Raw genomic sequence first — 21,265 nt, 5'->3', positions numbered from 1 at the left:
CCTCTCGGTACGTCAGACGGTGTGTCGTACCGCGCTGACGACGGACTCCTTGACGCGTTCGTGGTTGGGCACGGGCGCGAAGTGCCGCCGGGGCAGCAGCAGCAGCCAGGTGGCGATGTTGAACGGCCCGGTCAGCACGGGGATGCCCAGCGGGGTGAGGACGGTGGCCAGGGCGAGTTGGATGAAGAGGGTCAACGCGATGCCGAAGAGCGTGTAGACGGTCACCAGCGCGCCGGGGCGGTGCAGCACCGCGCCCACGGCGATGGCCGTCAGCACCGCGTTGAAGCCGAACAGGCCCTTGTCCAGCGAGGACGCGTCGGCGCCGAACCAGAGCGCCAGCAGTGTCGCGCCGACGGCTCCGATCACCGCGAAGAGCGCCGACCAGCGGGAGTTGATCAGCAGCGCGACCAGGATGATCAGCCCGGTGACCCAGCTGTTGATCAGGAAGACCTGGGACACACCACGCAGGAAGGTGGGGATCAGGTCCCAGTCGAAGCGACCACCGGTCAGCTGCCCCTCGCCGGGGAACATCGGCTTCAGGTTGGTGAGCACCGTGAACCTGTCGAACTGGTACGCGGCCATCAGCAGCACCCAGGTGGTAAGCACGAACGGAATGGTGAAGGCGGTAAGCCCCCACGTCTTGAAGATCGTGTTCAGGGCCAGGGTGACAACCGTCGTGGCGATCGCGCCGAGCACCAGGTAGAGCCACATCAGCGGCCGGTCGTCAAGGAACGTCGGGACGGCGATGCCGGTCAGAAACGGGCTGAAGCCGAACAGCCCTTTGCGCAGCGAGGCGTTGTCGGCCTGTAGGACGACGGCCGTGGCGGTGCCGACGAGCAGGCCGACGACCCCTCCCCCGAAGATCCGTGGCTGCCCGTTCTCGACGGCTCCCCAGGCGACAGCCACGAGGATCAGCAGGCCGGTGAGCGGGTTGTTCTGTAGGACGACCTGCGCCGGCCCGCGCAGGCAGGCGTCGACGAACCCGACCAGCGGGTTGCGGTCGGCGAGCCTGTCCCACCCGTGCACCACTGCGGTCACGACGTTCTTCCTCTCGTCAACGCCACCGGAACGCCGGCGGGAAGGTGCGACCGGTCACCTCTTCGCGGGCGGCCACGCAGAAGGCGCGTACCGCCGCGCGTACCGGCTCGGTCTCCTGGCCCAGGACCTTGAAGATGAGCCCCGCGTCGTTGGGCAGCCGGGTGACGGCGCTGGCAAGTGGGGTCTGCTCGTCCCAGACCGGCGTAGAGGTCCGGTGCAGGACCCGTGCCGCCCGGTCGGGGTCGGTGAGCAGCACGACGTTGCCGAAGATGTGGAAGCGGTCCATGACCCCTACCCGCGCCACGTCGAACTGCCCGGGGGCCACCACGAACTTCTCCACGAACAACTGCCGGCCGTCGGGACGCTGGACGCGCAGCGCGCTCGAGAAGAGGTCGTACGCGAAGAGTTCGCCGTCGCGGTAGTACTTGCGGCCGGGTTGCAGGATCTCGCCGTAGAGCATGGTGGCGCTCTCCGCGAGGCGTACCCGGGTGTCGGTGGCGAACCGGCTGGCCCGGTACGGGATCACCGGCTCCGGCAGGTATTCGAGGTAGGTGTCCTCGGCCAGGGTGAACGTCTGGACCTGGGTGCCGTAGTTGGCGTCCATCTCCTGGATCTTGGTGGCGGACTGGGTCACCAGGTGCGCCTGGCTGCCGGGGGCGAGAGCGACGTCCATGTGCAGGCGGTCGCCCTGGAGCACACCACCGGAGGTGGTGAGGATCATGACGCACGGCAGGTCCGGCATCTCCTCGTCCCAGTAGAGCGCCCGCTGCACGAGCAGCGGCGACTGCCGGAAGAGGTCGCGCAGGATCGTGCGGTCTCCGCGCCGCTCGAACCCCAGGCGCAGGATGCCGACCTTGCCGTTGGACGCCGCGGGTAGCTGGGCCGGTTGGTCCTGGTACGGCTCCAGCTCCCGCGCGCTGTCCAGTGTGATCATGCGACCACTTCGGCGTCGAAGAGCGCGTTGCGGCGGATCAGCGAGACCAGCTCGTCGATGCCCTCGCCCGTCTTGCAGTTGGTGAACACGACGGGCTTGCCGTTGCGCATCATGTCCGCGTCTCGGGCCATGACGCCGAGGTCGGCGTCCACGTAGGGCGCCAGGTCGGTCTTGTTGATGACGAGGATGTCGGACTTGGAGATGCCCGGACCGTTCTTGCGCGGGATCTTGTCGCCGGCCGCGACGTCGATGACGTAGATGAAGTAGTCGACGAGGGCCGGGCTGAAGGTCAGCGTGAGGTTGTCCCCGCCGCTCTCGATGAGCACCACGTCGCTGTCCGGGAACTTGGACTCCATGTCCTCCACGGCGGCGAGGTTCATGCTCGGGTCCTCCCGCACCGCTGTGTGCGGGCAGGCGCCGGTCTCCACGCCGATGATCCGCTCCTCGACCAGGACCCCGGTCAGCGCCCGCCGGACGTGCTTCGCGTCCTCCGTGGTGACCACGTCGTTCGTGATCACCAGTATTCGCAGCCCGTTCTCCACGAGCCGCGGCACGACAGCCTCGATGATCGCGGTCTTGCCGCTGCCCACCGGGCCGCCGACACCGATACGACTTGCCGACTTCATGTTGTGACCTGTCCTTCTGGGTACGGTTCGGGTTCGGGTGATGCGGGTTCAGCTCATGAACATCCGCACGTGGATGTGCTGGTGTGCGGCGGCCAGGACGTCGAGGTGCGGCCCGAAGGTCTGCATGTCCTCCAGCCCCGCGGTACGCACGTCGCGGTAGTCGTCGCTCACCTTCTCGTTGACAGCGAAGAGGATCGACTGCGCGTCGAGGTGGTCGACCCGCATCAACCGGATGGCGGCGCTGAGCACCGTCGACGCCGCGCCGTACTGGTGGGCCGCGAACGCGTCCTCCTCGGGCACCCCGAGGTCGGCGAAGCACACGCCGAGCGCGACCGGATAGGTGACGGGCGTGCCGGCCGTTGACTCGCTGAGCCGCTTCTTGAGCAGCGTCTCTCCGACGATCCGGGTCGCGGCCTCGGCCAGCTTGCGCCCCATCCGCGCGGACATGGTCCGCATCTCTTCGTTGATCTTGCGCTGATGGACCGCCTCGTCCGCGGACCGGATCCGGTCGAGGTCACCGGCCAGGGCCGCCCGGTGCGCGGCGAGCAGTGCCACACCGTCTCCGGTGGCGGCGAGGCGGGTGACAGTCCGGACGTAGTCCTGAAGGGTCGTCCGGTCGTGGACGACGCCGTGCTCGACGGCCATCTCCAGCCCGCTGGAGAAGGAGAACGCGCCGACCGGGAAGACCGAGTCGCCGAACTGGAGCAGCTTCAGGGTCTCGGGCATGGTACGCACCGTCCGGCCCCGCTCAGTTGAGGTCGGCGGGGAGGTGGGAGTGCGGCGTCGAGTCGGCGCCACCGAACAGTCGCCGCGACTCGTGCGGCGCGAGGTACGCGATGATCTCGGTGCCGGGGACGAACTCGTGCGTGATCCCGGTGAAGGCGTGGGTGCGCATCACCGAGTCCATGACCTTGCGGTCCACGGTCAGCGGGACGTACATCTTGGTGCCCTTGACCACGGCCGGCCAGTGCTGGTTGCCGATCGCGTGTCCGAGTTCGACGGCCGAGCGGATGAGCAGCTCGGCGGACTCGCCGCGCAACTTGTCCAGGTGGACCACCATCACCTCGCCCAACTGCACACGGGCCACCACCGCCGTGGCGGTCAGGTCGTCCCAGGCGAGGACGTCGCCGTCGCGCAGCCGCACGCCCCGCTCCAGCGAGACTGACAGCTCCGCCCCGGAGCTGGTCATCTTGCGGATGCGGCTCTTCTGGGCGTCCCACTGGTCGAGGACCAGGTCGTCGATGCGCGCTTCCTTCAGCCGCAGCGTCCAGTCCGGCTCGTTCATGTTGCCCAGCACCGTCTCGACGAGCACGGGCGTCTCCTTTCGGTAGGTGCGCCGCAGCCGCGCACGGCGGCGCAGGCGTGCGGGGGATGTCAGCTGAAGAAGTAGAGCTGGCTCATCGGCAGGTTGCGGGCCGGCGGCACTGTCGCGTGGACGCCGTCCATCTTCACGGCGAAGGTCTCGGGGTCGACCTCGAGCTTGGGCGTCCGGTCGTTGCGCACCATGTCGCGCTTGGTGAGACCCCGGGTCCGGTACACCGGGATGATCTGACGTTGCAGGCCGAGTTTCTCGGCGACGCCGGCCTCGTGTGCGGCACGGGACACGAAGGTCACGCAGGTCTTGGCGATCTGGTTGCCGAACGCGCCGTACATGGGCCGGTAGTAGACCGGTTGCGGTGTCGGCAGCGAGGCGTTCGGGTCGCCCATGATCGACCAGGCGATCATGCCGCCCTTGAGGACCATCTTCGGCTTGGTACCGAAGAAGGCGGGCTCCCAGAGCACCAGGTCGGCCATCTTGCCCGGCGTCACGGATCCCAGCACGTGCGAGATGCCCTGGGTGATGGCCGGGTTGATGGTCATCTTGGCGACGTACCGCAGCACCCGGAAGTTGTCGTTGGCGCTGGAGTCCTCGGCGAGCTTGCCGCGCACGGTCTTCATCTGCCCGGCGAGCTGGATGGTCCGCAGCCAGGTCTCACCGACGCGCCCCATGGCCTGCGAGTCGCTCTGCATCATCGAGATGACGCCCTCGTCGAGCAGGACGTCCTCGGCGGCGATCGTCTCGGTCCGGATACGGCTCTCGACGAATGCGACGTCGGAGGGGACCTTGGGGTTGAAGTTGTGGCAGACCATGATCATGTCGTAGAGCTCGGACTGACTGTTGATGCCGTACGGCACCGTCGGCGTTGTCGAGCTCGGCAACACGTTCATCTGGCTGGCGATCTTGATGACGTCCGGCGCATGGCCACCGCCGGCGCCCTCGGTGTGGAAGGTGTGGATCGTGCGGCCCTCGAACGCCGCGACGGAGTCCTCCAGGTAGCCGCTCTCGTTGAGGGTGTCCGTGTGGATGCTGACCTGCACGTCGAACTCGTCGGCGACGTCCAGGCAGGCGCGGATCACCGCGGGCGGCGCACCCCAGTCCTCGTGGATCTTGAAGCTCGGCGCGCCGGCCATGATCTGCTCGACCAGCGGGGCGCGGCCGGTGCTGTTGCCCTTCGCCATCAGACCGATGTTGATCGGGATGTTCTCGAAGGCCCGCATCATCGCATGGATGTTCCAGGGCCCGGGGGTGATGGTGACGCCGTTGCTGCTGTCCGACGGACCGGTGCCGCCGCCCCACAGGGTGGTGACGCCGTTGCTGAGGGCGGCGTACGCCTGCTGCGGCGCGACAAGGTGCACGTGCGCGTCGATGCCGCCCGCGGTCAGGATGAGGTGCTCGCCGGAGATGGCGTCGGTGCCCGGCCCGGTCACCAGTTCGGGCGTGACACCCTGCATGATGTTGGGGTTTCCGGCCTTGCCGATGCCGGCGATCTTGCCGTTCTTGATCCCGACGTCGGCCTTGACCACGCCGAGGGTCGCGTCGACGATCGTCACGTTGGTGATGACCAGATCCAGGCCACCCTCGGCGTTCGTGTACTGGTTCTGCACGCCCATGCCGTCGCGCAGCGTCTTGCCCCCGCCGTACATCACCTCGTCGCCGAGGACCCGCAGGTCCTTCTCGATCTCGATGTACAGGTCGGTGTCGCCCAGCCTGATCTGGTCGCCCGTCGTCGGGCCGAACATTCCCGAATACTCTTGCCGAGATATCTGGCTCATCGAATCATCTCTCCTGCCCGCGGCTGCCAGCCCTGCGGGATAGTGGATCTACTTTTTCTTGCCCTTGGAGTCGTCCTGCTGCTCCGGGCCGAACTTGAAGCCGCGCGTCCTGGCGTTGTGGATCGCCTCGGTCCGGTCCGGCCGGTAACTCGGGGCCGACTGGCTGCCGGTCCACCCCTGCACGAGCCCGTTGAACCCGTAGACCCGCTGCACCCCGGCGAAGGGGATCAGCTCCACCGTCTTCTTGTCGCCGGGCTCGAAGCGGATGGACGTCGTCGCCGGGATGTTCAGCCGCTTGCCGAAGGCCGCCTCGCGGTCGAACGCGAGCATGCGGTTGACCTCGAAGAAGTGAAAGTGCGAGCCGACCTGAATGGGCCGGTCACCGGTGTTCTGGACGACGACTTCCGTCACCGGCCGACCCTCGTTCAACTCCAGCGGCTGGTCGCTCAGGATGTAGCCGCCGATGGGTCGCAGATGCTTCGAGTTGGGCCCGGGATGCTGCTTGGTCATTTCTGCTCCGCCTTCCTGGAGACCGCGTCTGCGCTGGTGCGCCTACTGGATCGGTGAGTGCACAGTGATCAGTCGGGAGCCGTCGGTGAACACCGCCTCGACCTGGAGCATGGGAACCATGTCCGCCACGCCCGGCATCACGTCGTCGACGCCCAGCACCGTGCGGGAGTCGTTCATGACCTCTTCGACGGTCTTGCCCTCACGGGCGCCCTCCAGCGCCGCCGCGCAGATCACCGCGACGGCCTCCGGGTGGTTCAGCTTGATCCCCCGGGCCTTGCGGGCATTGGCGACCATTGCCATCGAGAGAATCGTCAGCTTGTCGAATTCCTTCGGCGTCAGATGCACTGTCCTGGTCCTTCGTGACTGTTCGATCGGGAACACCAGCCGGCGGACCCACCTCTGGGACTCGCGCCCGGTATGTCCTCTAGCCTGCGCTATGTAGGCATAGGTCGGTTTTATGCCTTATGAGCCGACCGTACGCCTCACCACTGCGCACCGAGTCAGAAACCCGGAACCAGAACGAGTTGTGCGATCCAGGCCATCCGGCTGTCACCGGGAGCGGTGCGGATGGCGGGCGCTGGCGTCGGATCGCCACATCTGCTGGATCTGTTCGAGGGTCTTGCCCTTCGTCTCCGGCAGGTAGCGCCACACGAACAGGAAGCCGAGCACACAGGTGCCGGCGAAGAGCGCGAACACCCCCGACCGCCCCAGGGCGCTGAGCATGGTCAGGAAGAACTGGGTGATGAGGTACTCCGAGCCCCAGTGCGTGGCCGAGGCGATCGCCACGCACCTGCCCCTGATGCGCCCCGGGAAGATCTCGTTGATGACCGTCCAGGCGGTCGGGCCGATCGACATCGCGTAGAACGCCACGAACATGACCACGCCGATGAGCAGGAAGATGCCCGCGTCGGTGGGATGGTGCCCGGTCGCCCCGGCCGCCTGCGCCGCCGGGTCCATCTTCGCGAAGCTGACGCTCACCACGACGAGCGAGACCGCCATGCCCAGCAACCCGACCAGCAGCAGCGGACGGCGGCCCAGCCGGTCCAGGAAGGCCACCGCCACAAGCGTGAAGAGTGAATCGACAGCGCCGATCGCCCAGGTGGTCGCGGCCAACTGCTCCTGTGGGGTGTGGAAACCGGCGGCCGAGAAGATCGGATCGGCGTAGTAGATGATCCCGTTGATGCCGGTCAACTGCTGGAACAGGGCAAGGCCCACACCCAACGCCAGCGGGCGCCGCCACTGTCGCGAGAGCACCTCCCGCCAGCCCGCCTTGCCGGCCGCGAGGCTCTCCTCGATGGCGTGCAGCCGCTCGGGCACCTTCCGCTCCGGCACCGTCGCCGTCAGCGACGCCTGTGCCCTGCGTTTGTCGCCCCGCCCGACGTACCAGACGGCCGAGTCGGGGATCACCGTGGTTACCAGGGCGAGGGCCGCCCCCAGCAGGACCGCCGCCGCGAGCAGGTAACGCCAGGAGTTGCCCGCCTCGAACAGTTCGTCGGCCAGGTAGCCGATGAAGATCGCGAACGTGGTGGAGAACTGGTAGACCGCGAGCAGGCTGCCCCGGATCCGTTCCGGCGCGGCCTCCGCCGCGTACATCGGGCCGGCGACCGAGGCCACCCCGATGCCCAGACCCAGGATCAGCCGCGCACCGAACATGACCCCGATCACCGGGGCGAACGCCTGCGCGATGGTGCCCACCCCGAACGCGACGGCGGCCACCCACAGCGCCCTCCGGCGGCCGACGCGGTCGGCGAGGTGACCACCGAGCAGCGCGCCCACCAGGGCCCCGGGCGTCACCCAACTCGCCGCCACCTCGACGGCGAAGGTGTCCGCGTCGAAGGTCTGCCGGATGTCGCGCAACGCCCCGCTGATGACGCCCTGGTCATAGCCGAACAGCGCGCCGGAGAGCACCACGATCGAGAGGACCGCGACGAGGTTGCGGCGTGGTGGTCTCCCCCGCCCGCGCTTCGCGCCGCTGGCGGCCACGGTCGCCCCTCTCCCGCGAGCTGACGGCGCGTCCCGTTCGAGACGTCACCCCCGACAGGGAAAGAGTAGGTGCGCCCTGAGCTACTTATCCGAAATGCGCAGAATGCGCGGCCGGCACCGCCCCAGACGCACACCGGCCCCCGAACCCCACTGCGGGGTCGGAGGCCGGCGGAGCGCGGAGCCGATCAGGTGGCGCTGATCGTGCCCGTCAACAGCAGCGCGAGGACCAGGGTGCCCAGCGCCACCCGGTACAGCACGAAGACGTACAGGGTGTGGTGGGCCACGTAGCGCAGCAGCCAGGCGATGGCCGCGTACCCGATGCCGAAGGCGAGCACCGTCGCCACGATCATCTGCGCCACCGAGGGCGCCGACGTGCCCGGAGCGGACGGCTCGAAGACGTCCCCGAGGCTGAACACGCCGGACATCACCACCGCCGGGATGGCCAGCAGGAACGAGTACCGCGCCGCCGCCTCCCGGGTCAGGTTGAGCAGCAGACCGGCGGTGAGCGTGCCGCCGGAGCGGGACACCCCGGGGATCAACGCCATGGCCTGGGCGAAACCCATCACCACGCCGTCCTTCATCCGGAAGTTCTCCAGGGTGCGGGTCTGCCGACCCCAGTACTCGGCGAACGCCAGCACGAACGCGAACACGATGAGGGTTGTCGCCACCACCCACAGGTTGCGCCCGACCGTCTTGATCTGGTCCTTGAAGAGGAAACCGAACAGCCCGATCGGGATCGAGCCGACGATCACGTACCAGCCCATCCGGTAGTCGAGGCTGGAACGGACGGACTTGTCCCTGATCCCGACAAGCCACGTCCGGGTGATCCGCCAGATGTCCTTGGCGAAGTAGATCAGCACGGCCGCCTCGGTGCCGAGCTGGGTGACAGCTGTGAACGACGCCCCGGCGTCACGGTCGAAGAAGATCGCCGAGGTGATCCGCAGATGCCCCGACGAACTGACCGGAAGGAACTCCGTCAGCCCCTGGACGATGCCCAGGACGATGGCCTCGACCCAGGTCACTCCCCAACTCCCGAAAGATCGAACGCCTCGGCGACGGTACGCAGGGTCTGCACGCCGGAGTCCCGGTCGGCCACGAACAGGCTCACCGACAGCGTCGTCACCCCGGCCGCGGCGTACTCCCGCATCCGGTCGGCGATGCGCTCCTTCGGCCCGAGCAGCGAGGTGCGGTCGATGAACTCCATCGGCACCGCGGCGGCCGCGTCGCGCTGCCGCTTGGCCAGGTACAGATCCTGCACCTCGCGGGCGGCGTCGCCGTAGCCCATCCGCGTCGCGAGCTGGTTGTAGAAGTTCTGCTTGCGGCTGCCCATCCCGCCGACGTAGAGCGCGGCGTACCAGCGCACCAGCTCGGCACAGGACGCCACATCGTCGCCGACCACCACGGGCACCGACGGCACCACGTCGAAGCCGGCCAGCTCCTTGCCGACCTTGGCCCGCCCGGCGGCGACCGCCGCGAGGTGCTCGTCGGCGTACTCCGGGGCGTAGAACACGGCAAGCCAGCCGTCGGCGATCTCGCCGGCCAGCTCCAGGTTCTTCGGACCGACGGCGGCCAGGTAGATCGGGATGTGCTCGCGGGGCGGATGGAAGCTCAACCGCAACGCCTTGCCGGGGCCATCCGGCAGCGGCAGCGTGTAGTGCTCGCCGTCGTACGCCACCTCCTTGCGGGCGATGGCCAGCTTGACGATGTCGACGAACTCGCGGGTCCGCGCCAGCGGCTTGGCGAACCGCACCCCGTGCCAGCCCTCGGACACCTGCGGGCCGGACACGCCGAGACCGAGCCGGAACCGGCCGCCGGACAGCGCGTCGATCGTGGCGGCGGTCATCGCGGTGGCCGCCGGCGTACGGGCGGGGATCTGCATCACCGCCGCGCCCACATCGATCCGTTCGGTCTGGCCGGCCATCCAGGCCAGCATGCTGGGCGAGTCGGAGCCGTAGGCCTCCGCGGCCCACACCACCGAGAAGCCGAGCCGGTCCGCTTCCTGGGCCAAAGCCAGGTGATCAGCCGGTGTGCTCCATGCTGTCTGGTATCCGAGGCTTAGCCCGAGTCGCACTGGTCCTCCCCCATCCGTGGCACAGGTCGCACCAGGTTACGCAATGCCGCAATCGGGCCTCATCACCGGCTCACCGCCAATGATCCCCTGCCGGTAGAGGTACCCGACGCAGGCGGAACCGGCAGAACCGGCAGAGTTGACGGGAGCGAGGATATCCGTGGCGGCAGGTTCGAAATAAGGTTCACCCATGCAACAGCGACCGCTCGGCCGAAGCGGGCTGGCGGTTTCGCGGCTCGCGCTCGGCACCATGACCTGGGGTCGGGACACCGACGCCGATGACGCGGCCGCCCAGCTGAAGAGTTACCTGGACGCGGGCGGCAACCTGATCGACACCGCCGACGTGTACGGCGACGGCGACGCCGAGTCGGTGATCGGATCGCTGCTGGGCACCCTCGTACCCCGCGACGAGCTGTTGATCGCCACCAAGGCGGGGCTACGCCCCGGCACCGGTCGCCGCCGCGACGGCTCCCGTGGCCACCTGCTGCGCACCCTCGACGCGTCGCTGCGCCGGCTCGGCACCGACCACGTCGACCTGTTCCAGGTGCACGGGTACGACCCGGACACCCCCCTGGAGGAGACTCTGGCCGCGCTGGACCACGCCGTGGCCAGCGGCAAGGTCCGCTACGTCGGCGTGTCGAACTTTTCCGGCTGGCAGACCGCACGGGCCGCCGCCTGGCAGACCGCCTGGCCGGGCCGCGCGCCCGTGGTCGCCGCCCAGGTGGAATATTCGCTGCTGGAGCGGGGCGTGGAGCGGGAGGTGCTGCCCGCGTGCGGGGCGCTCGGCCTGGGCGTGCTGCCCTGGTCGCCGCTGGGCCGGGGTGTGCTCACCGGCAAGTACCGGCACGGCCGTCCGGCGGACTCCCGGGCCGCCTCGCCGCACTTCGAGCGGTTCGTGTCGACGTACCTGGAGCCTCGGTGCTCCAGCATCGTCGAGGCGGTGGCGACCGCGGCCGGCGGGCTGGGCGTCTCGCCGCTTGAGGTGGCGCTGGCCTGGATCCGGGACCGGCCCGGGGTGACAGCGCCGATCCTCGGCGCCCGCACCGTCGGGCAGCTGCTCGGGGCGCTCCAGGTGGAACGGATCACCCTGCCCGAGGAGATCACCACGGCGCTCGACGACGTCTCCGGCGTGCCGGTGGGCTACCCGGAGCGCGACAGCTGACCCCGGCGGCCGCGTTCTTCAGGTCGAGGACGCGGCCGTCTGCGCCCCGACGCGGCGTCGGTCACCCCGCAAGGGGGTGGCGAACGGCCGCTGGGCTGGGCAGCATGGGTGGCATGGACTACGAATACGCGCCGCTGCGGCTGCCGCCGAACGTCGACCGATTGACCGCCGCGGCGCAGCTGGCGATCCAGGCGGAGTTCTCCGGGTGGGAGTTGGCCCGGGTGCGGCTGTTCCGCGACGGAACCCGGCAGGTGGTGCTGCGCCGCCGACGGGTCAACCAGCCGCAGCCCGGCCTGTCGTACTGACGAGAGCCGGCCGCCCGGGACTGACGACGACGCGCCCGGCGCCCCACCGCACAGGTGGGGTGCCGGGCGCGTCGCGTCGTCTAGTGCTGGTGCCCTGCGTGGTCGTGGTCGTCGTCGAGCTCCAGGAACGGGTGCTCGTCGAGCCGACCGACCAGCCGGTCGTCGGCTGCCGGCTGGAACGGGCCGACAGCGTCGTCGTCGTCGAACGACTCCAGGTCGACAGGGGTGCCCACCTCGCTGACCATCACCACCCCGTCGAGAGGCTCCAGCTCGGGCACGTCCAGCGCGCCGAGCGAGCCGTCGCCGCTCTGCAGCAGCTCCAGGACCGCCTCGCCGACGCCCTCCACCGGCGCCGGCTCGTCGTCCTCCGGGGTGCCCTCGCGGCGGGCCGCCTCGGCCGCCCGCAGCAGCGCGGCCACGCTCGGCACCCGGTAGTCGCGGCGCTGGCGTACCGAGATCACCCGGGGGTGCGGGTCGCTGGCCTCGCCGGCGTCCGCGCCGCCGAAGCGCTCGTCGGCCTCGTCCGGGTCGATCGAGTCGACGTCCCACGGCGTCACCTCGCCGAACGCGTCGAGCAACTGCTCGTCGTAGGCGAAGGACGCGTTGTTCAACGCCACGTACGCCTGCCAGACGTCGTCGTCGTCGACGCGGCCCTGCGCGGCGCGTACGGCGGCCAGGTGGCGGCGGGCCGCTTCGATAACGCGCTCGAGAGCGGCGTCCAGCTCACCGTGCTGGTCGGTCATGTGGGGCAGTCCCTTCACGATGGGGAGTAACGCGCGGGGTGCGGTTACCGGACACGGCTAGCAGGTGCGCAGGAACCGGTCGAGAACCCGCACGCCGAACTGTAGTCCGTCGACCGGAACCCGCTCGTCGATGCCATGGAACAGCGCGGAGAAGTTCAGGTCGGCGGGCAGCCGCAGCGGGGCGAACCCGAAGCAGCGGATACCGAGCTGGGAGAACGCCTTGGCGTCGGTGCCGCCGGACAGCATGTACGGTACGGGCCGCGCGCCCGGGTCCTCGGCGCGCAGCGCCGCCGACATGGCCTCGACCAGGTCGCCGTCGAACGTGGTCTCCAGCGCGGGCTGCCGCTGGATGTACTCGATGGCGATGTCCGGGCCGATCAGCTCGCGCAACTGCCGTTCCAGCAGCTCGGACTGGCCGGGCAGGCTGCGGCAGTCGATGGTGGCGGTGGCCCGGCCGGGAATGACGTTGTCCTTGTAGCCGGCGTCCAACCGGGTCGGGTTCGCCGTGTTGCGGATCGTCGCGCCGATGATGTTGGCGATCGGGCCGAGCTTGGCGATTGCCGTCTCCGGGTCCTCCGGGTCGAGTTCGACGCCGAGCAGGTCGGAGACCTCCTCCAGGAACGCCCGCACGGTGTCGGTGACCACGACCGGGAAGCGGTGCCGGCCGATCCGGGCCACCGCTTCGGCAAGCGCGGTGACGGCGTTGTCGTCGTGCATCATCGAGCCGTGCCCGGGGCGGCCCTTGGCGTGCAGCCGCAGCCAGTCGATGCCCTTCTCGGCGGTCTCGATGAGATAGAGCCGCTGGCTGTCGTTCACCGAGTAGGAGAAGCCGCCGACCTCGCCGATCGCCTCTGTGCAGCCGTCGAAGAGGTCCCTGTGGTTGTCGACGAGGAAACGCGCGCCGTAGTCGCTGCCGGCCTCCTCGTCGGCGGTGTACGCCAGCACGATGTCGCGCGGGGGTCGTACGCCGGTGCGCTGCCAGTGCCGCACCACGGCGAGCACCATGGCGTCGAAGTCCTTCATGTCGATGGCGCCCCGCCCCCACAGGTAGCCGTCGCGCAGCTCGCCGGAGAACGGGTGCACCGACCACTCGTCGGCGTCGGCGGGTACGACGTCCAGGTGGCCGTGCACCAGCAGCGCGCCCCGGCTCGGGTCGGTGCCGGGGATGCGGGCAATCACGTTGGCCCGGCCGGGCGCGGACTCGTGCAGTACCGACTCGACGCCCACCTCGGCGAGCTTCTCCGCCACGTACTCGGCCGCGCGGCGCTCGCCGACGCTTGTGGCGTTGTCCCCCGTGTTGGTGGTGTCGATGCGCAGCAGGTCGCGGCAAAGGTCCACGACCTCGGCGGTGGGGTCCGGTCGGGCAGGGGCGGCATCGCTCGTCATCGCCCCTTCATACCAGCCCGGGGCGTCCGGCGGGTCGTCGCACCGGCGCGGTGCGACCGGGCACGCAGGTCGGCGCGTCGACGCCGTACCGGCCGACATCCAGGCCGGCGGATCCGCGCAGGCAGGAGGGCATCCAGGCCGACGGATCAATGCGGGCGCAAGGGCATCCAGGGCGGCGGATCGACGCGACGGTTTCGCGGCGCCCGGGTACGGGTACCGCCGCCCACGACCGCACGTCCCCTGTCGGAGCTTCCGCCCGCCAGTCGAGGAGGGCACCATGTCCGCCGTCCCCCTGCCACCGTTGCCGCCCGCGCCCGACGAGGGTTACCGGCCCGGTGGCCGCAGCATCGCCGACATCGTGGACCGCGAGCACCGGCAGCTGCTGGCGCTGCTGGACCAGCTGACCGCTTCCGCCGGTACGCCGCGCGACGGGCTGGCGGTGCTCACCGCCACGCTGTCGCGGCACCTGTCGGCCGAGGAGCAGTACCTGCTTCCGGCGGTACGGGCGGCGCTGCCGGAACAGGCCGGACGGGTGGACGCGGAGATCGACGGCGACGCCGGCCTGCTGGCCGCGCTGAAGGAGCTCACCGACGAGACGCTCACCGAGGTCGCCGAGCGGGTCCGCCGGCACGTCGACGGGGTCGGCGGGCTCGTCGCCGAGCTGCGTACGGTGGCGACCCCGGAGGAGCTGATCCGGTTGGGCAACCGGCTGGAGATCGCCGAGGAGGCGGCGCCGACGCGGCCGCATCCGGGCACCCCGGCGACGCCGCCGTGGAACCGGATCGTCGAGCCGGCGGTGGGCGTGGTGGACAAGGTCCGCGACGCCGTGACCCGTCGCCCGACGTACCTGGCGGACCTGCCGGAAGCGCCGCGCGACTGACCTCGACAGTGCATTCAATCTCACCGATCCGCTTCGCCTCTTCCGCAGGCCGCGGCGTGGTCCTACCGTCACCGTATGAACCTGGAGCTGCGACACCTGCGGGTGGTCTGTGCGATCGCGGAGACAGGGAGCGTGACCAAGGCGGCGTCGGCGCTGGGGCTCGCCCAACCAGCGCTCACCGCCCAGCTCCAACGGATCGAACGGACCCTGGGCGGGCCATTGTTCGACCGGGACCGGCGCGGGGCACGACCCACAGCGCTCGGTGAGCTGGTGCTCGCCCGCGCCCGGGTGCTGCTGCCGGCGATGAAGGGCCTACAGGACGAGGCGGCCCGCCTGGCCAGCGCCAACGCGGCGCCCCGTGGTTACCGTCTGGGCGGGGTGAACAGCCCGATCCTGGGCCGGCTGGTGCACCGACTGGCCGCCGAGCAGCCGCCGGCGCAGATCACCACGTACGCCTCCTGGTCGGTGGACGAGCTGGCGCAGTTGGTGGCCGGCGGGCGGTTGGACTTCGCGCTCGCCGGTGTGTGCGGTGACGCCAGCCCGTCGGCCGAGTTCGGGTTGAGCTGGCGCGAGGTGGCCGTCGACCCGGTGCTGGTGCTGCTGCCCGAGACCCACCCGCTCGCCGGGCGCGACGAGGTGCGCCTGGGCGACCTGCGCCACGAGCAGTGGGTGGCCGCGCCCGGTGACGGCTGTTTCGCCGACTGCTTCGCGACCGCCTGCGCCCGCGCCGGCTTCACCCCCCGGAAGGTGTACGAGACCGACATCCGCGGCTGCGTCGACCTGGTGGAGGCCGGCGTGGCGGTGGCCCTCTGCCAGGCGACGTTCCGGCCGGTGGCCGGTCTGGTGACCCGGCGGCTGGCCGGTGTGCCGTTGCGGTGGCGGCTGCTGCTGGGGTGGCACCCCGACTCGCTGGCGGCACGCGACGCCGAGTTGCTGTTGGCGACTGCCAAGGCGGCGTACACCGACTCGCTGGCGCCGCACCCCACCTACCTGGACTGGCTGGTGCGCAATCCGGGTTTCGGGGTGCGGCAGCCCAGCGGGGTGTGAGGGCGGACGGGAGGTCTAGCGGGACGAGGCGGTCTGGGCGACGCGTTCCTGTTCCCCGGGCGCGGGCTCGCCCGGCTGCCGCGTGAAGAAGCGGACGAGGTCGTCGGCCGCCGTCGGGGACAGCATCATCGCCTGCACCCGTGCGCACATCTCGGCGATCGGCTGGATTCTGGCGAACATCGCCTCCTCGTACGCCCGGATCGCCGCGTCCGGGTCGGTGGGGGCGGCGGCGAGTTCGCGCGCGAGTTCGGCGGCGTCCAGCATGGCCTGGTTGGCGCCCTCACCGACCGGCGGCATGAGGTGCGCGGCGTCACCGAGAAGGGTGATTCCGGGCTGGTTGGCCCAGCGCGCGCCGATCGGCATCGCCTCGACCCGGCGCGGCGTCGGTGCGCCGTCGCCGGCGTCGATGAGGGCGGTGAGGCGCGCGTCCCAGCCGTCGAACAGGTCCAGCAGGGCACCCTTGTCACGGTAGGTGCCGAGGTCACGGCCATCGGCACGCAGTGAGATCCCGACCCGGATGCTGCCGTCGCCGAGACGTTGCGCCGAGAGGATCCGACTCCCGCCGACACACCACAGGTTTCCCGGGCCGACCAGCTCGGCGAGATCCGGGTGGCGTCGGTCAGCGTCGCCGATGGTCAGCTCCACATGGGTGGCCACGTAGGACAGTCCCACGTCGGTAAGCAGCCCTCGCACGACCGAGCGCGCGCCGTCCGCGCCGACCAGGACGTCGCAGTCGGCGCGATCGCCGTCGTCGAAGGTCAGCCCGAAGCCGCCGCCCGGTCGTGGCGTCGCCGCGACGAGGCGGTGCCGCCACGCCACCGCGTCTGGCGGCAGCGAATCGAGCAGAAGATCACGCAGTACGGTGCGGTCGATCTCGGGACGTCCGGCGAACGTGCCGGGTCGGGGTATGTGGTGCACGAGGGTGCGCCCGGCCGGGTCGAGGATGCGGTGTTCCTCGCCCTCGGGCCGCGCCTCTGACCGGAACCGGTCGTCGAGACCCGCCTCGGTGAGGGCCAGTTGCCCGGATTCCGGGTGCAGGTCGAGCATCCCGCCCTGGGAGCGCGCGGACCGGCCGGCCTCGCGTTCGTAGACCACCGTGTCGATGCCGTGTCGGTGCAGAATCCGTGCCAGCGTCAGGCCGCCCAGGCCACCACCGGCGATCGCCATTCGCATAGCCATCCCCCTTACCGTACGCTGTATCGCGTGGATACACCGTACGGTAGCGAGTTCGTACCCGTTTGGGAACGCCCCGAGCCCCGGCCCCGGGCGACGCCGGTGCCGTTGAGCCGCGCGAAGATCGCCGACACGGCGATCCGGCTCGCCGACGCGCACGGCCTCGACGGGCTGTCGGTCCGCAAGATCGCCAAAGAGCTCGGCGTCGGCCCGATGCGGCTCTACGACTACCTGGCCAACCGATCGGAACTGCTCGACCTGATGGTCGACGCCGTCTACGCCCAGATCGCCGAGACTGGCCAGCATTCCGGGTGGCGCGCCACGGTCCTCGCGATCTTCCGGCGGACCCGCGTCGCCGCCCTCGACCACGAGTGGTTCGCCGACCTGCTCGGCGGTCGGCCACACCTGGGGCCCCACGCGCTCGCTGTGGGCGAGACGACCGCGGCGGCCCTCAGCCAGGCCCCCGGCGTACGCGGTGTCGACGACCTCCAGCGGGCCCTGGGCGCCCTCAACGCGTTCGTCGTCGGAGCCCTGCGCCGGGAGGTCACCGAACGACGCACCGCCCGCACTACCGGCACCGACGTCAGCGCCTGGCAGACCAGCTTCGGCCCCTACCTGACACGCATGCTCGACACCGGCCGCTACCCCACCATCGCCCGGCTCGTGATCGACGGCGCCCACCTCAGCGCCGAGAAAACCTTCGACCACAACCTGACCACCATCCTGGACGGCATCACCGGCCACCCCGCAGGCGGCACCGGCGAGTAGTCCCGGTGACGCCGACCGAGGCGTCGGCTACTGGCCGGCCCGCGGCGGTGCGAACGGCCGCTGTCCGGGTATCTGGCCTACATGACCGATCTCTACCCGCCCGCCGACGACCGGGAGCTGCTCCGCCAGGCCGCCGCCGCGCACACCGCCGCCACCCGCGAGGTGGAGGCCTTCCTGCGCCGGCTGCCGGCGGTGCCCGACCCCGCCGACGTCACCGAGTACGCCAACCTGCTCACCCGGGAGGACCAGACCCGTGGCGACCGGGACGCCGCCGCCGACGCGGCCGGGTTGACAATCGCCAGCCTGGAGTCCGACCAGGGCCAGTAGCCGGACGCGGAAACGGTGCCGTCCCGCCCGGGACGGCACCGTCGCGCGTGGACCGCGTTCAGCGTTCGACGAGTGGATCGTGGCCCAGGTCGAGCAGGGAGTGCCGCCAGCTGTCGTCGGCGTTGCCGCGGGGCGGCTTGGCGTCCATCAGCTCGCGGATCCGCTCGACAGCCTCCCGCATCACCTCGATGTCGTCCGGGGTGAGGTCGACCTTGCGCTTGTTGAGCACCTTGAGGATCTCCCGGCCGGGCTGGGGCAGGTCGAGATCCGGGTTCGACCCGAACGCCTCCTCACCGGACCCCCGTGTCAGCAGCCAACTGCGCAGCTTCTCCGACGGGACGTTTACCTCGGCGTGGAAGTCCTCCCAGAGCACTTCCACCTCGGGGTCGAGCCGCGTTTCGCGTACCATCAGGTCTCCTCTCGCCGCGGCGGCCCGGCCGTCTCCGGGTCGTCCTGGTCGGTCTTCGGGTGCAGACCCTCCGCCGGCACCCGCGTACGGCGAGGGTTCGCGGTCGGCGAGGCCAGGATCGGGTCGGGATGCTCGTCGTCGTCCGGCGGCTCGGCGGGCGGGTGCGCCCTGTCGTCCTCCGGTTGTCGTTCCGCCGGGGTCATCGTGGATGCGAGGTCGTGGCGGCCTTGTAGCCCCGCTCCCCCGCGTGCACGTCGAAGGCGAGCTGCCCGTCGCGGGCGTCCACGACGACCTTCTGCCCGGGCGAGATCGCCGACTCCAGCAGCATCCGGGACAGGTGGTTGTCCACCTCCCGCTGGATCACCCGGCGCAGTGGGCGGGCGCCGAACTCCGGCTGGTAGCCGTGCTCGGCGAGCCAGTCCATGGCGGCGGTGGTGAACTCCACCTGGATGTCCTGCGCGTGCAGCCGGCGGCGGGTCTCCTCAAGCAGCAGCCCGGTGATCTGGCGCAGCTGCTCGGCCTCCAGCCGCCGGAAGATGATGGTCTCGTCGATGCGGTTGAGGAACTCCGGACGGAAGTTCTCCTGAAGGCGGCGCATCAGCCGCTCCCGCAGCTCGTCGCTCTCCTGTTCGCTGCCCGGCGCGCCGGTGCCGAACCCGACGCTGCGCTGACTGCCCGTGATCAACTCGGAGCCGAGGTTGCTTGTCATGATCAGTACGGTGTTCTTGAAGTTCACCGTCCGGCCCTGACTGTCGGTGAGCCGCCCGTCGTCGAGCACCTGGAGCAGGATGTTGAACACGTCCGGGTGGGCCTTCTCGATCTCGTCGAGCAGCACCACGGCGTACGGGCGACGGCGTACCGCCTCGGTGAGCTGGCCGGCCTCCTCGTAGCCGACGTACCCGGGCGGGGCGCCGACGAGCCGGCTGACAGTGTGCCGCTCCTGGAACTCGCTCATGTCCACCCGGACCATCCGGTCTGCCTCACCGAACAGCGCCTCGGCCAGGGCACGGGCCAGTTCGGTCTTGCCGACGCCGGTGGGACCGAGGAACAGGAAACTGCCCATCGGGCGGTCCGGGTCGGCCAGTCCGGCGCGGGAGCGGCGGACCGCCTCGGCGACGGCGGTGACCGCGTCGTCCTGGCCGACCACCTTCTCGTGCAGGTGCCCCTCCAGGCGCAGCAGCCGGTCCCGCTCCTCCTCGGTGAGCTGGCTGACCGGGATGCCGGTGGCCCGGGAAACCACCTCGGCGATCTCCCGGGGACCCACCTCGGGCACCTGCGAGGAGTTGCCGTCGTCACCGTTGGCGCGGCGGATCTCCTGTTCCAGCTCACCGATCCGGTCGCGCAGCGCCGAGGCCCGCTCGTACTGCTCGTCGGTGACCGCCTGTTCCTTGTCCCGGCGTACCTCGTCGAGTTCGCGTTCCAGATCCCGCACGTCGGAGGCGGGCGTGCGGGTGCGCAGCCGGACCCGGGCGCCGGCCTGGTCGATCAGGTCGATGGCCTTGTCCGGCAGGAACCGGTCGGTGACGTACCGGTCGGACAGTTCGGCGGCGGCGACGAGCGCCTCGTCGGTGAACCGCACCTGGTGGTGCGCCTCGTACCTGTCGCGCAGGCCGCGCAGGATGGCGATCGTGTCGTCGACGTCGGGCTCGGGCACCAGCACCGGCTGGAACCGGCGGGCCAGCGCGGCGTCCTTCTCGATGCTCTTGCGGTACTCGTCGAGCGTTGTCGCGCCGATCACCCGCAGCTCGCCCCGGGCCAGCGCGGGCTTGAGCATGTTGGAGGCGTCCATGCCGCCCTCGCTGCCCGCGCCGCCGGCACCGACCAGGGTGTGGATCTCGTCCAGGAAGATGATCAGTTCGTCGCGGTGCGCCCGGATCTCGTCGATCACCTTCTTCAGCCGCTCCTCGAAGTCGCCCCGGTAGCGGGTGCCGGCGACGAGGCCGGCCAGGTCCAGCTGGACCACCCGCTTGCCGAGCAGGGTCTGCGGCACGTCACCGTCGCAGATCCGCTCGGCGAGGCCCTCGACGATCGCGGTCTTGCCGACACCTGCCTCACCGATCAGGACCGGGTTGTTCTTGGTCCGCCGCGACAGGATCTCCACTGCCTGCTCGATCTCGTCGGCCCGCCCGATCACCGGGTCGATCTGGTCGGCGCGGGCCAGGTCGGTGAGGTCCTGCCCGTACTGGTCCAGGGTGGGTGTGCCGCGGTCGGGCTTCGGCCCGTTCATCGGCCCGCGCTCGGCGTTGGCGGCCTGCAAGGACTCGGGCTGGATCCGACCGGCGGCGAGCATCCGGCCGGCCGGCGACTCCGGGTTGAGCGGCAGCGCCATCAGGATGTGCTCGGGGCCGATGTAGTTGGCGCCCATCGCCCGGGACAGCTGGTGGGCATCGAGCAGCGCCCGCTTGGCGGCGGGGGTCAACGACAGGTTGGGCGGCACCTCCCCGCGCGGCGCGCTGTCGCCCTTCCCGCCGAGCGCGTTGAGCAGGGTGTCCGGGTCGGCGCCGGCCCGGCTCACCAGATCCCGCAGGGGTTCGCGTTGCAGCGCCGCCCAGAGCAGGTGGTCGGTGTCCAGGTCGTTGCTCTGCCGTTGCGCGGCACGCCGGGCCGCGTCGGCGAGCATCTCCCGCGCGTCGGCGGTCATGAGTCGGGTGATGTCCACCCGGTGTGGCGGCCGGCGCCCTCCCTCACCCCGGCCGAAGTACCGGGCCAGGAACTCGTCCCACGGGTCGGAGCCAGCGTCACCGGGTCCCATCATGTCTGTCCTCCGCAATCGGGCGCGGCATGGTCGGCAGGGGCTACCCGGCACCCGGCGC

Annotated in this window: 23 protein-coding genes; 6 read left to right on the top strand and 17 right to left on the bottom strand. The window is 70.4% G+C overall.

Going from position 1 to position 21,265, the window contains the following annotated elements:
• Positions 1–12 precede the first annotated feature (12 nt).
• The 11 genes from yut to ACPXB1_RS18440 form a co-directional block, all read right to left on the bottom strand.
• Complete coding sequence (gene yut, locus ACPXB1_RS18490) at positions 13–1,038, bottom strand: urea transporter (RefSeq protein ID WP_355594757.1); 1,026 nt, start codon at positions 1,036–1,038, stop codon at positions 13–15.
• A gap of 16 nt (positions 1,039–1,054) precedes the next feature.
• Positions 1,055–1,972, bottom strand: a complete 918-nt coding sequence (locus tag ACPXB1_RS18485) for an urease accessory protein UreD (RefSeq protein ID WP_355594758.1) — start codon at positions 1,970–1,972, stop codon at positions 1,055–1,057.
• Positions 1,969–2,598 carry an urease accessory protein UreG gene (gene ureG / locus ACPXB1_RS18480; protein ID WP_053655830.1) on the bottom strand — a complete coding sequence of 210 codons (630 nt, stop codon included), beginning with the start codon at positions 2,596–2,598 and terminating at the stop codon, positions 1,969–1,971. Before ureG ends, ACPXB1_RS18485 begins: the two co-directional genes overlap by 4 nt.
• A gap of 48 nt (positions 2,599–2,646) precedes the next feature.
• On the bottom strand, positions 2,647–3,324 hold the full coding sequence (locus ACPXB1_RS18475) for an urease accessory protein UreF (RefSeq protein WP_355594760.1): 678 nt from the start codon (positions 3,322–3,324) through the stop codon (positions 2,647–2,649).
• Positions 3,325–3,346: 22 nt separating this feature from the next.
• The gene (gene ureE, locus ACPXB1_RS18470; RefSeq protein WP_355594762.1) at positions 3,347–3,910 is read right to left on the bottom strand and encodes an urease accessory protein UreE; all 564 of its coding nucleotides are present in this window, start codon (positions 3,908–3,910) and stop codon (positions 3,347–3,349) included.
• A gap of 62 nt (positions 3,911–3,972) precedes the next feature.
• A complete protein-coding gene (locus ACPXB1_RS18465) occupies positions 3,973–5,691 on the bottom strand; it encodes an urease subunit alpha (RefSeq protein WP_425735577.1) in 1,719 nt (572 codons plus the stop codon).
• A gap of 48 nt (positions 5,692–5,739) precedes the next feature.
• Positions 5,740–6,201, bottom strand: coding sequence for an urease subunit beta (locus ACPXB1_RS18460; protein ID WP_053655818.1), 462 nt, complete (start codon positions 6,199–6,201; stop codon positions 5,740–5,742).
• Between the two features lie 42 nt (positions 6,202–6,243).
• Complete coding sequence (locus tag ACPXB1_RS18455) at positions 6,244–6,546, bottom strand: urease subunit gamma (protein ID WP_053655816.1); 303 nt, start codon at positions 6,544–6,546, stop codon at positions 6,244–6,246.
• Positions 6,547–6,750: 204 nt separating this feature from the next.
• The gene (locus tag ACPXB1_RS18450) at positions 6,751–8,184 is read right to left on the bottom strand and encodes a sugar porter family MFS transporter (RefSeq protein WP_167943792.1); all 1,434 of its coding nucleotides are present in this window, start codon (positions 8,182–8,184) and stop codon (positions 6,751–6,753) included.
• A gap of 185 nt (positions 8,185–8,369) precedes the next feature.
• Positions 8,370–9,206 carry an undecaprenyl-diphosphate phosphatase gene (locus ACPXB1_RS18445; protein ID WP_167943791.1) on the bottom strand — a complete coding sequence of 279 codons (837 nt, stop codon included), beginning with the start codon at positions 9,204–9,206 and terminating at the stop codon, positions 8,370–8,372.
• Entirely contained in the window at positions 9,203–10,255 is a 1,053-nt protein-coding gene (locus ACPXB1_RS18440; protein WP_053655809.1) for an LLM class F420-dependent oxidoreductase, read from the bottom strand. The genes ACPXB1_RS18445 and ACPXB1_RS18440 overlap by 4 nt, the downstream gene beginning before the upstream one ends.
• Before the next feature lie 187 nt (positions 10,256–10,442).
• Between ACPXB1_RS18440 and ACPXB1_RS18435 the strand changes: the two genes are divergently transcribed.
• Both ACPXB1_RS18435 and ACPXB1_RS18430 read left to right on the top strand, forming a co-directional pair.
• Entirely contained in the window at positions 10,443–11,414 is a 972-nt protein-coding gene (locus ACPXB1_RS18435) for an aldo/keto reductase (protein WP_355629627.1), read from the top strand.
• A gap of 113 nt (positions 11,415–11,527) precedes the next feature.
• Positions 11,528–11,719, top strand: a complete 192-nt coding sequence (locus tag ACPXB1_RS18430; RefSeq protein ID WP_053655860.1) for a DUF5703 family protein — start codon at positions 11,528–11,530, stop codon at positions 11,717–11,719.
• An 80-nt stretch (positions 11,720–11,799) separates the two neighbouring features.
• Here the strand turns inward: ACPXB1_RS18430 and ACPXB1_RS18425 are convergent, their stop codons facing one another.
• On the bottom strand, positions 11,800–12,462 hold the full coding sequence (locus tag ACPXB1_RS18425) for a hypothetical protein (RefSeq protein ID WP_355594774.1): 663 nt from the start codon (positions 12,460–12,462) through the stop codon (positions 11,800–11,802).
• Between the two features lie 57 nt (positions 12,463–12,519).
• Positions 12,520–13,848: a M20/M25/M40 family metallo-hydrolase gene (locus ACPXB1_RS18420; RefSeq protein ID WP_355629624.1), complete on the bottom strand. Its 1,329-nt coding sequence runs from the start codon at positions 13,846–13,848 to the stop codon at positions 12,520–12,522.
• 277 nt (positions 13,849–14,125) lie between these two features.
• Here ACPXB1_RS18420 and ACPXB1_RS18415 point away from each other — a divergent pair, with 277 nt between their 5' ends.
• Entirely contained in the window at positions 14,126–14,728 is a 603-nt protein-coding gene (locus ACPXB1_RS18415; RefSeq protein WP_355594777.1) for a hemerythrin domain-containing protein, read from the top strand.
• 75 nt (positions 14,729–14,803) lie between these two features.
• Positions 14,804–15,775, top strand: coding sequence for a LysR family transcriptional regulator (locus ACPXB1_RS18410; RefSeq protein ID WP_355594779.1), 972 nt, complete (start codon positions 14,804–14,806; stop codon positions 15,773–15,775).
• Positions 15,776–15,790: 15 nt separating this feature from the next.
• On the opposite strand, the gene ACPXB1_RS18405 is transcribed toward ACPXB1_RS18410, so the two are convergent.
• Positions 15,791–16,954, bottom strand: a complete 1,164-nt coding sequence (locus ACPXB1_RS18405; protein ID WP_425735576.1) for an FAD-dependent oxidoreductase — start codon at positions 16,952–16,954, stop codon at positions 15,791–15,793.
• 24 nt (positions 16,955–16,978) lie between these two features.
• Between ACPXB1_RS18405 and ACPXB1_RS18400 the strand changes: the two genes are divergently transcribed.
• Both ACPXB1_RS18400 and ACPXB1_RS18395 read left to right on the top strand, forming a co-directional pair.
• Positions 16,979–17,716: a TetR/AcrR family transcriptional regulator gene (locus tag ACPXB1_RS18400; protein ID WP_355594781.1), complete on the top strand. Its 738-nt coding sequence runs from the start codon at positions 16,979–16,981 to the stop codon at positions 17,714–17,716.
• An 81-nt stretch (positions 17,717–17,797) separates the two neighbouring features.
• A complete protein-coding gene (locus ACPXB1_RS18395; protein WP_334549910.1) occupies positions 17,798–18,043 on the top strand; it encodes a hypothetical protein in 246 nt (81 codons plus the stop codon).
• Positions 18,044–18,101: 58 nt separating this feature from the next.
• Here ACPXB1_RS18395 and ACPXB1_RS18390 read toward each other — a convergent pair whose 3' ends face one another.
• From ACPXB1_RS18390 to ACPXB1_RS18380, 3 genes are read right to left on the bottom strand one after another with little or no spacing between them, the layout of a single operon-like run.
• A complete protein-coding gene (locus ACPXB1_RS18390; protein ID WP_053655796.1) occupies positions 18,102–18,452 on the bottom strand; it encodes a DUF3140 domain-containing protein in 351 nt (116 codons plus the stop codon).
• Entirely contained in the window at positions 18,452–18,655 is a 204-nt protein-coding gene (locus tag ACPXB1_RS18385; protein ID WP_355594784.1) for a hypothetical protein, read from the bottom strand. Before ACPXB1_RS18385 ends, ACPXB1_RS18390 begins: the two co-directional genes overlap by 1 nt.
• Positions 18,652–21,207, bottom strand: a complete 2,556-nt coding sequence (locus tag ACPXB1_RS18380) for an ATP-dependent Clp protease ATP-binding subunit (protein WP_355594786.1) — start codon at positions 21,205–21,207, stop codon at positions 18,652–18,654. Before ACPXB1_RS18380 ends, ACPXB1_RS18385 begins: the two co-directional genes overlap by 4 nt.
• Positions 21,208–21,265 lie beyond the last annotated feature (58 nt).

This window comes from Micromonospora sp. DT68, assembly GCF_049847245.1.
Lineage (GTDB): Bacteria > Actinomycetota > Actinomycetes > Mycobacteriales > Micromonosporaceae > Micromonospora > Micromonospora profundi.
This window is presented reverse-complemented; position numbering and strand designations above follow the sequence as displayed.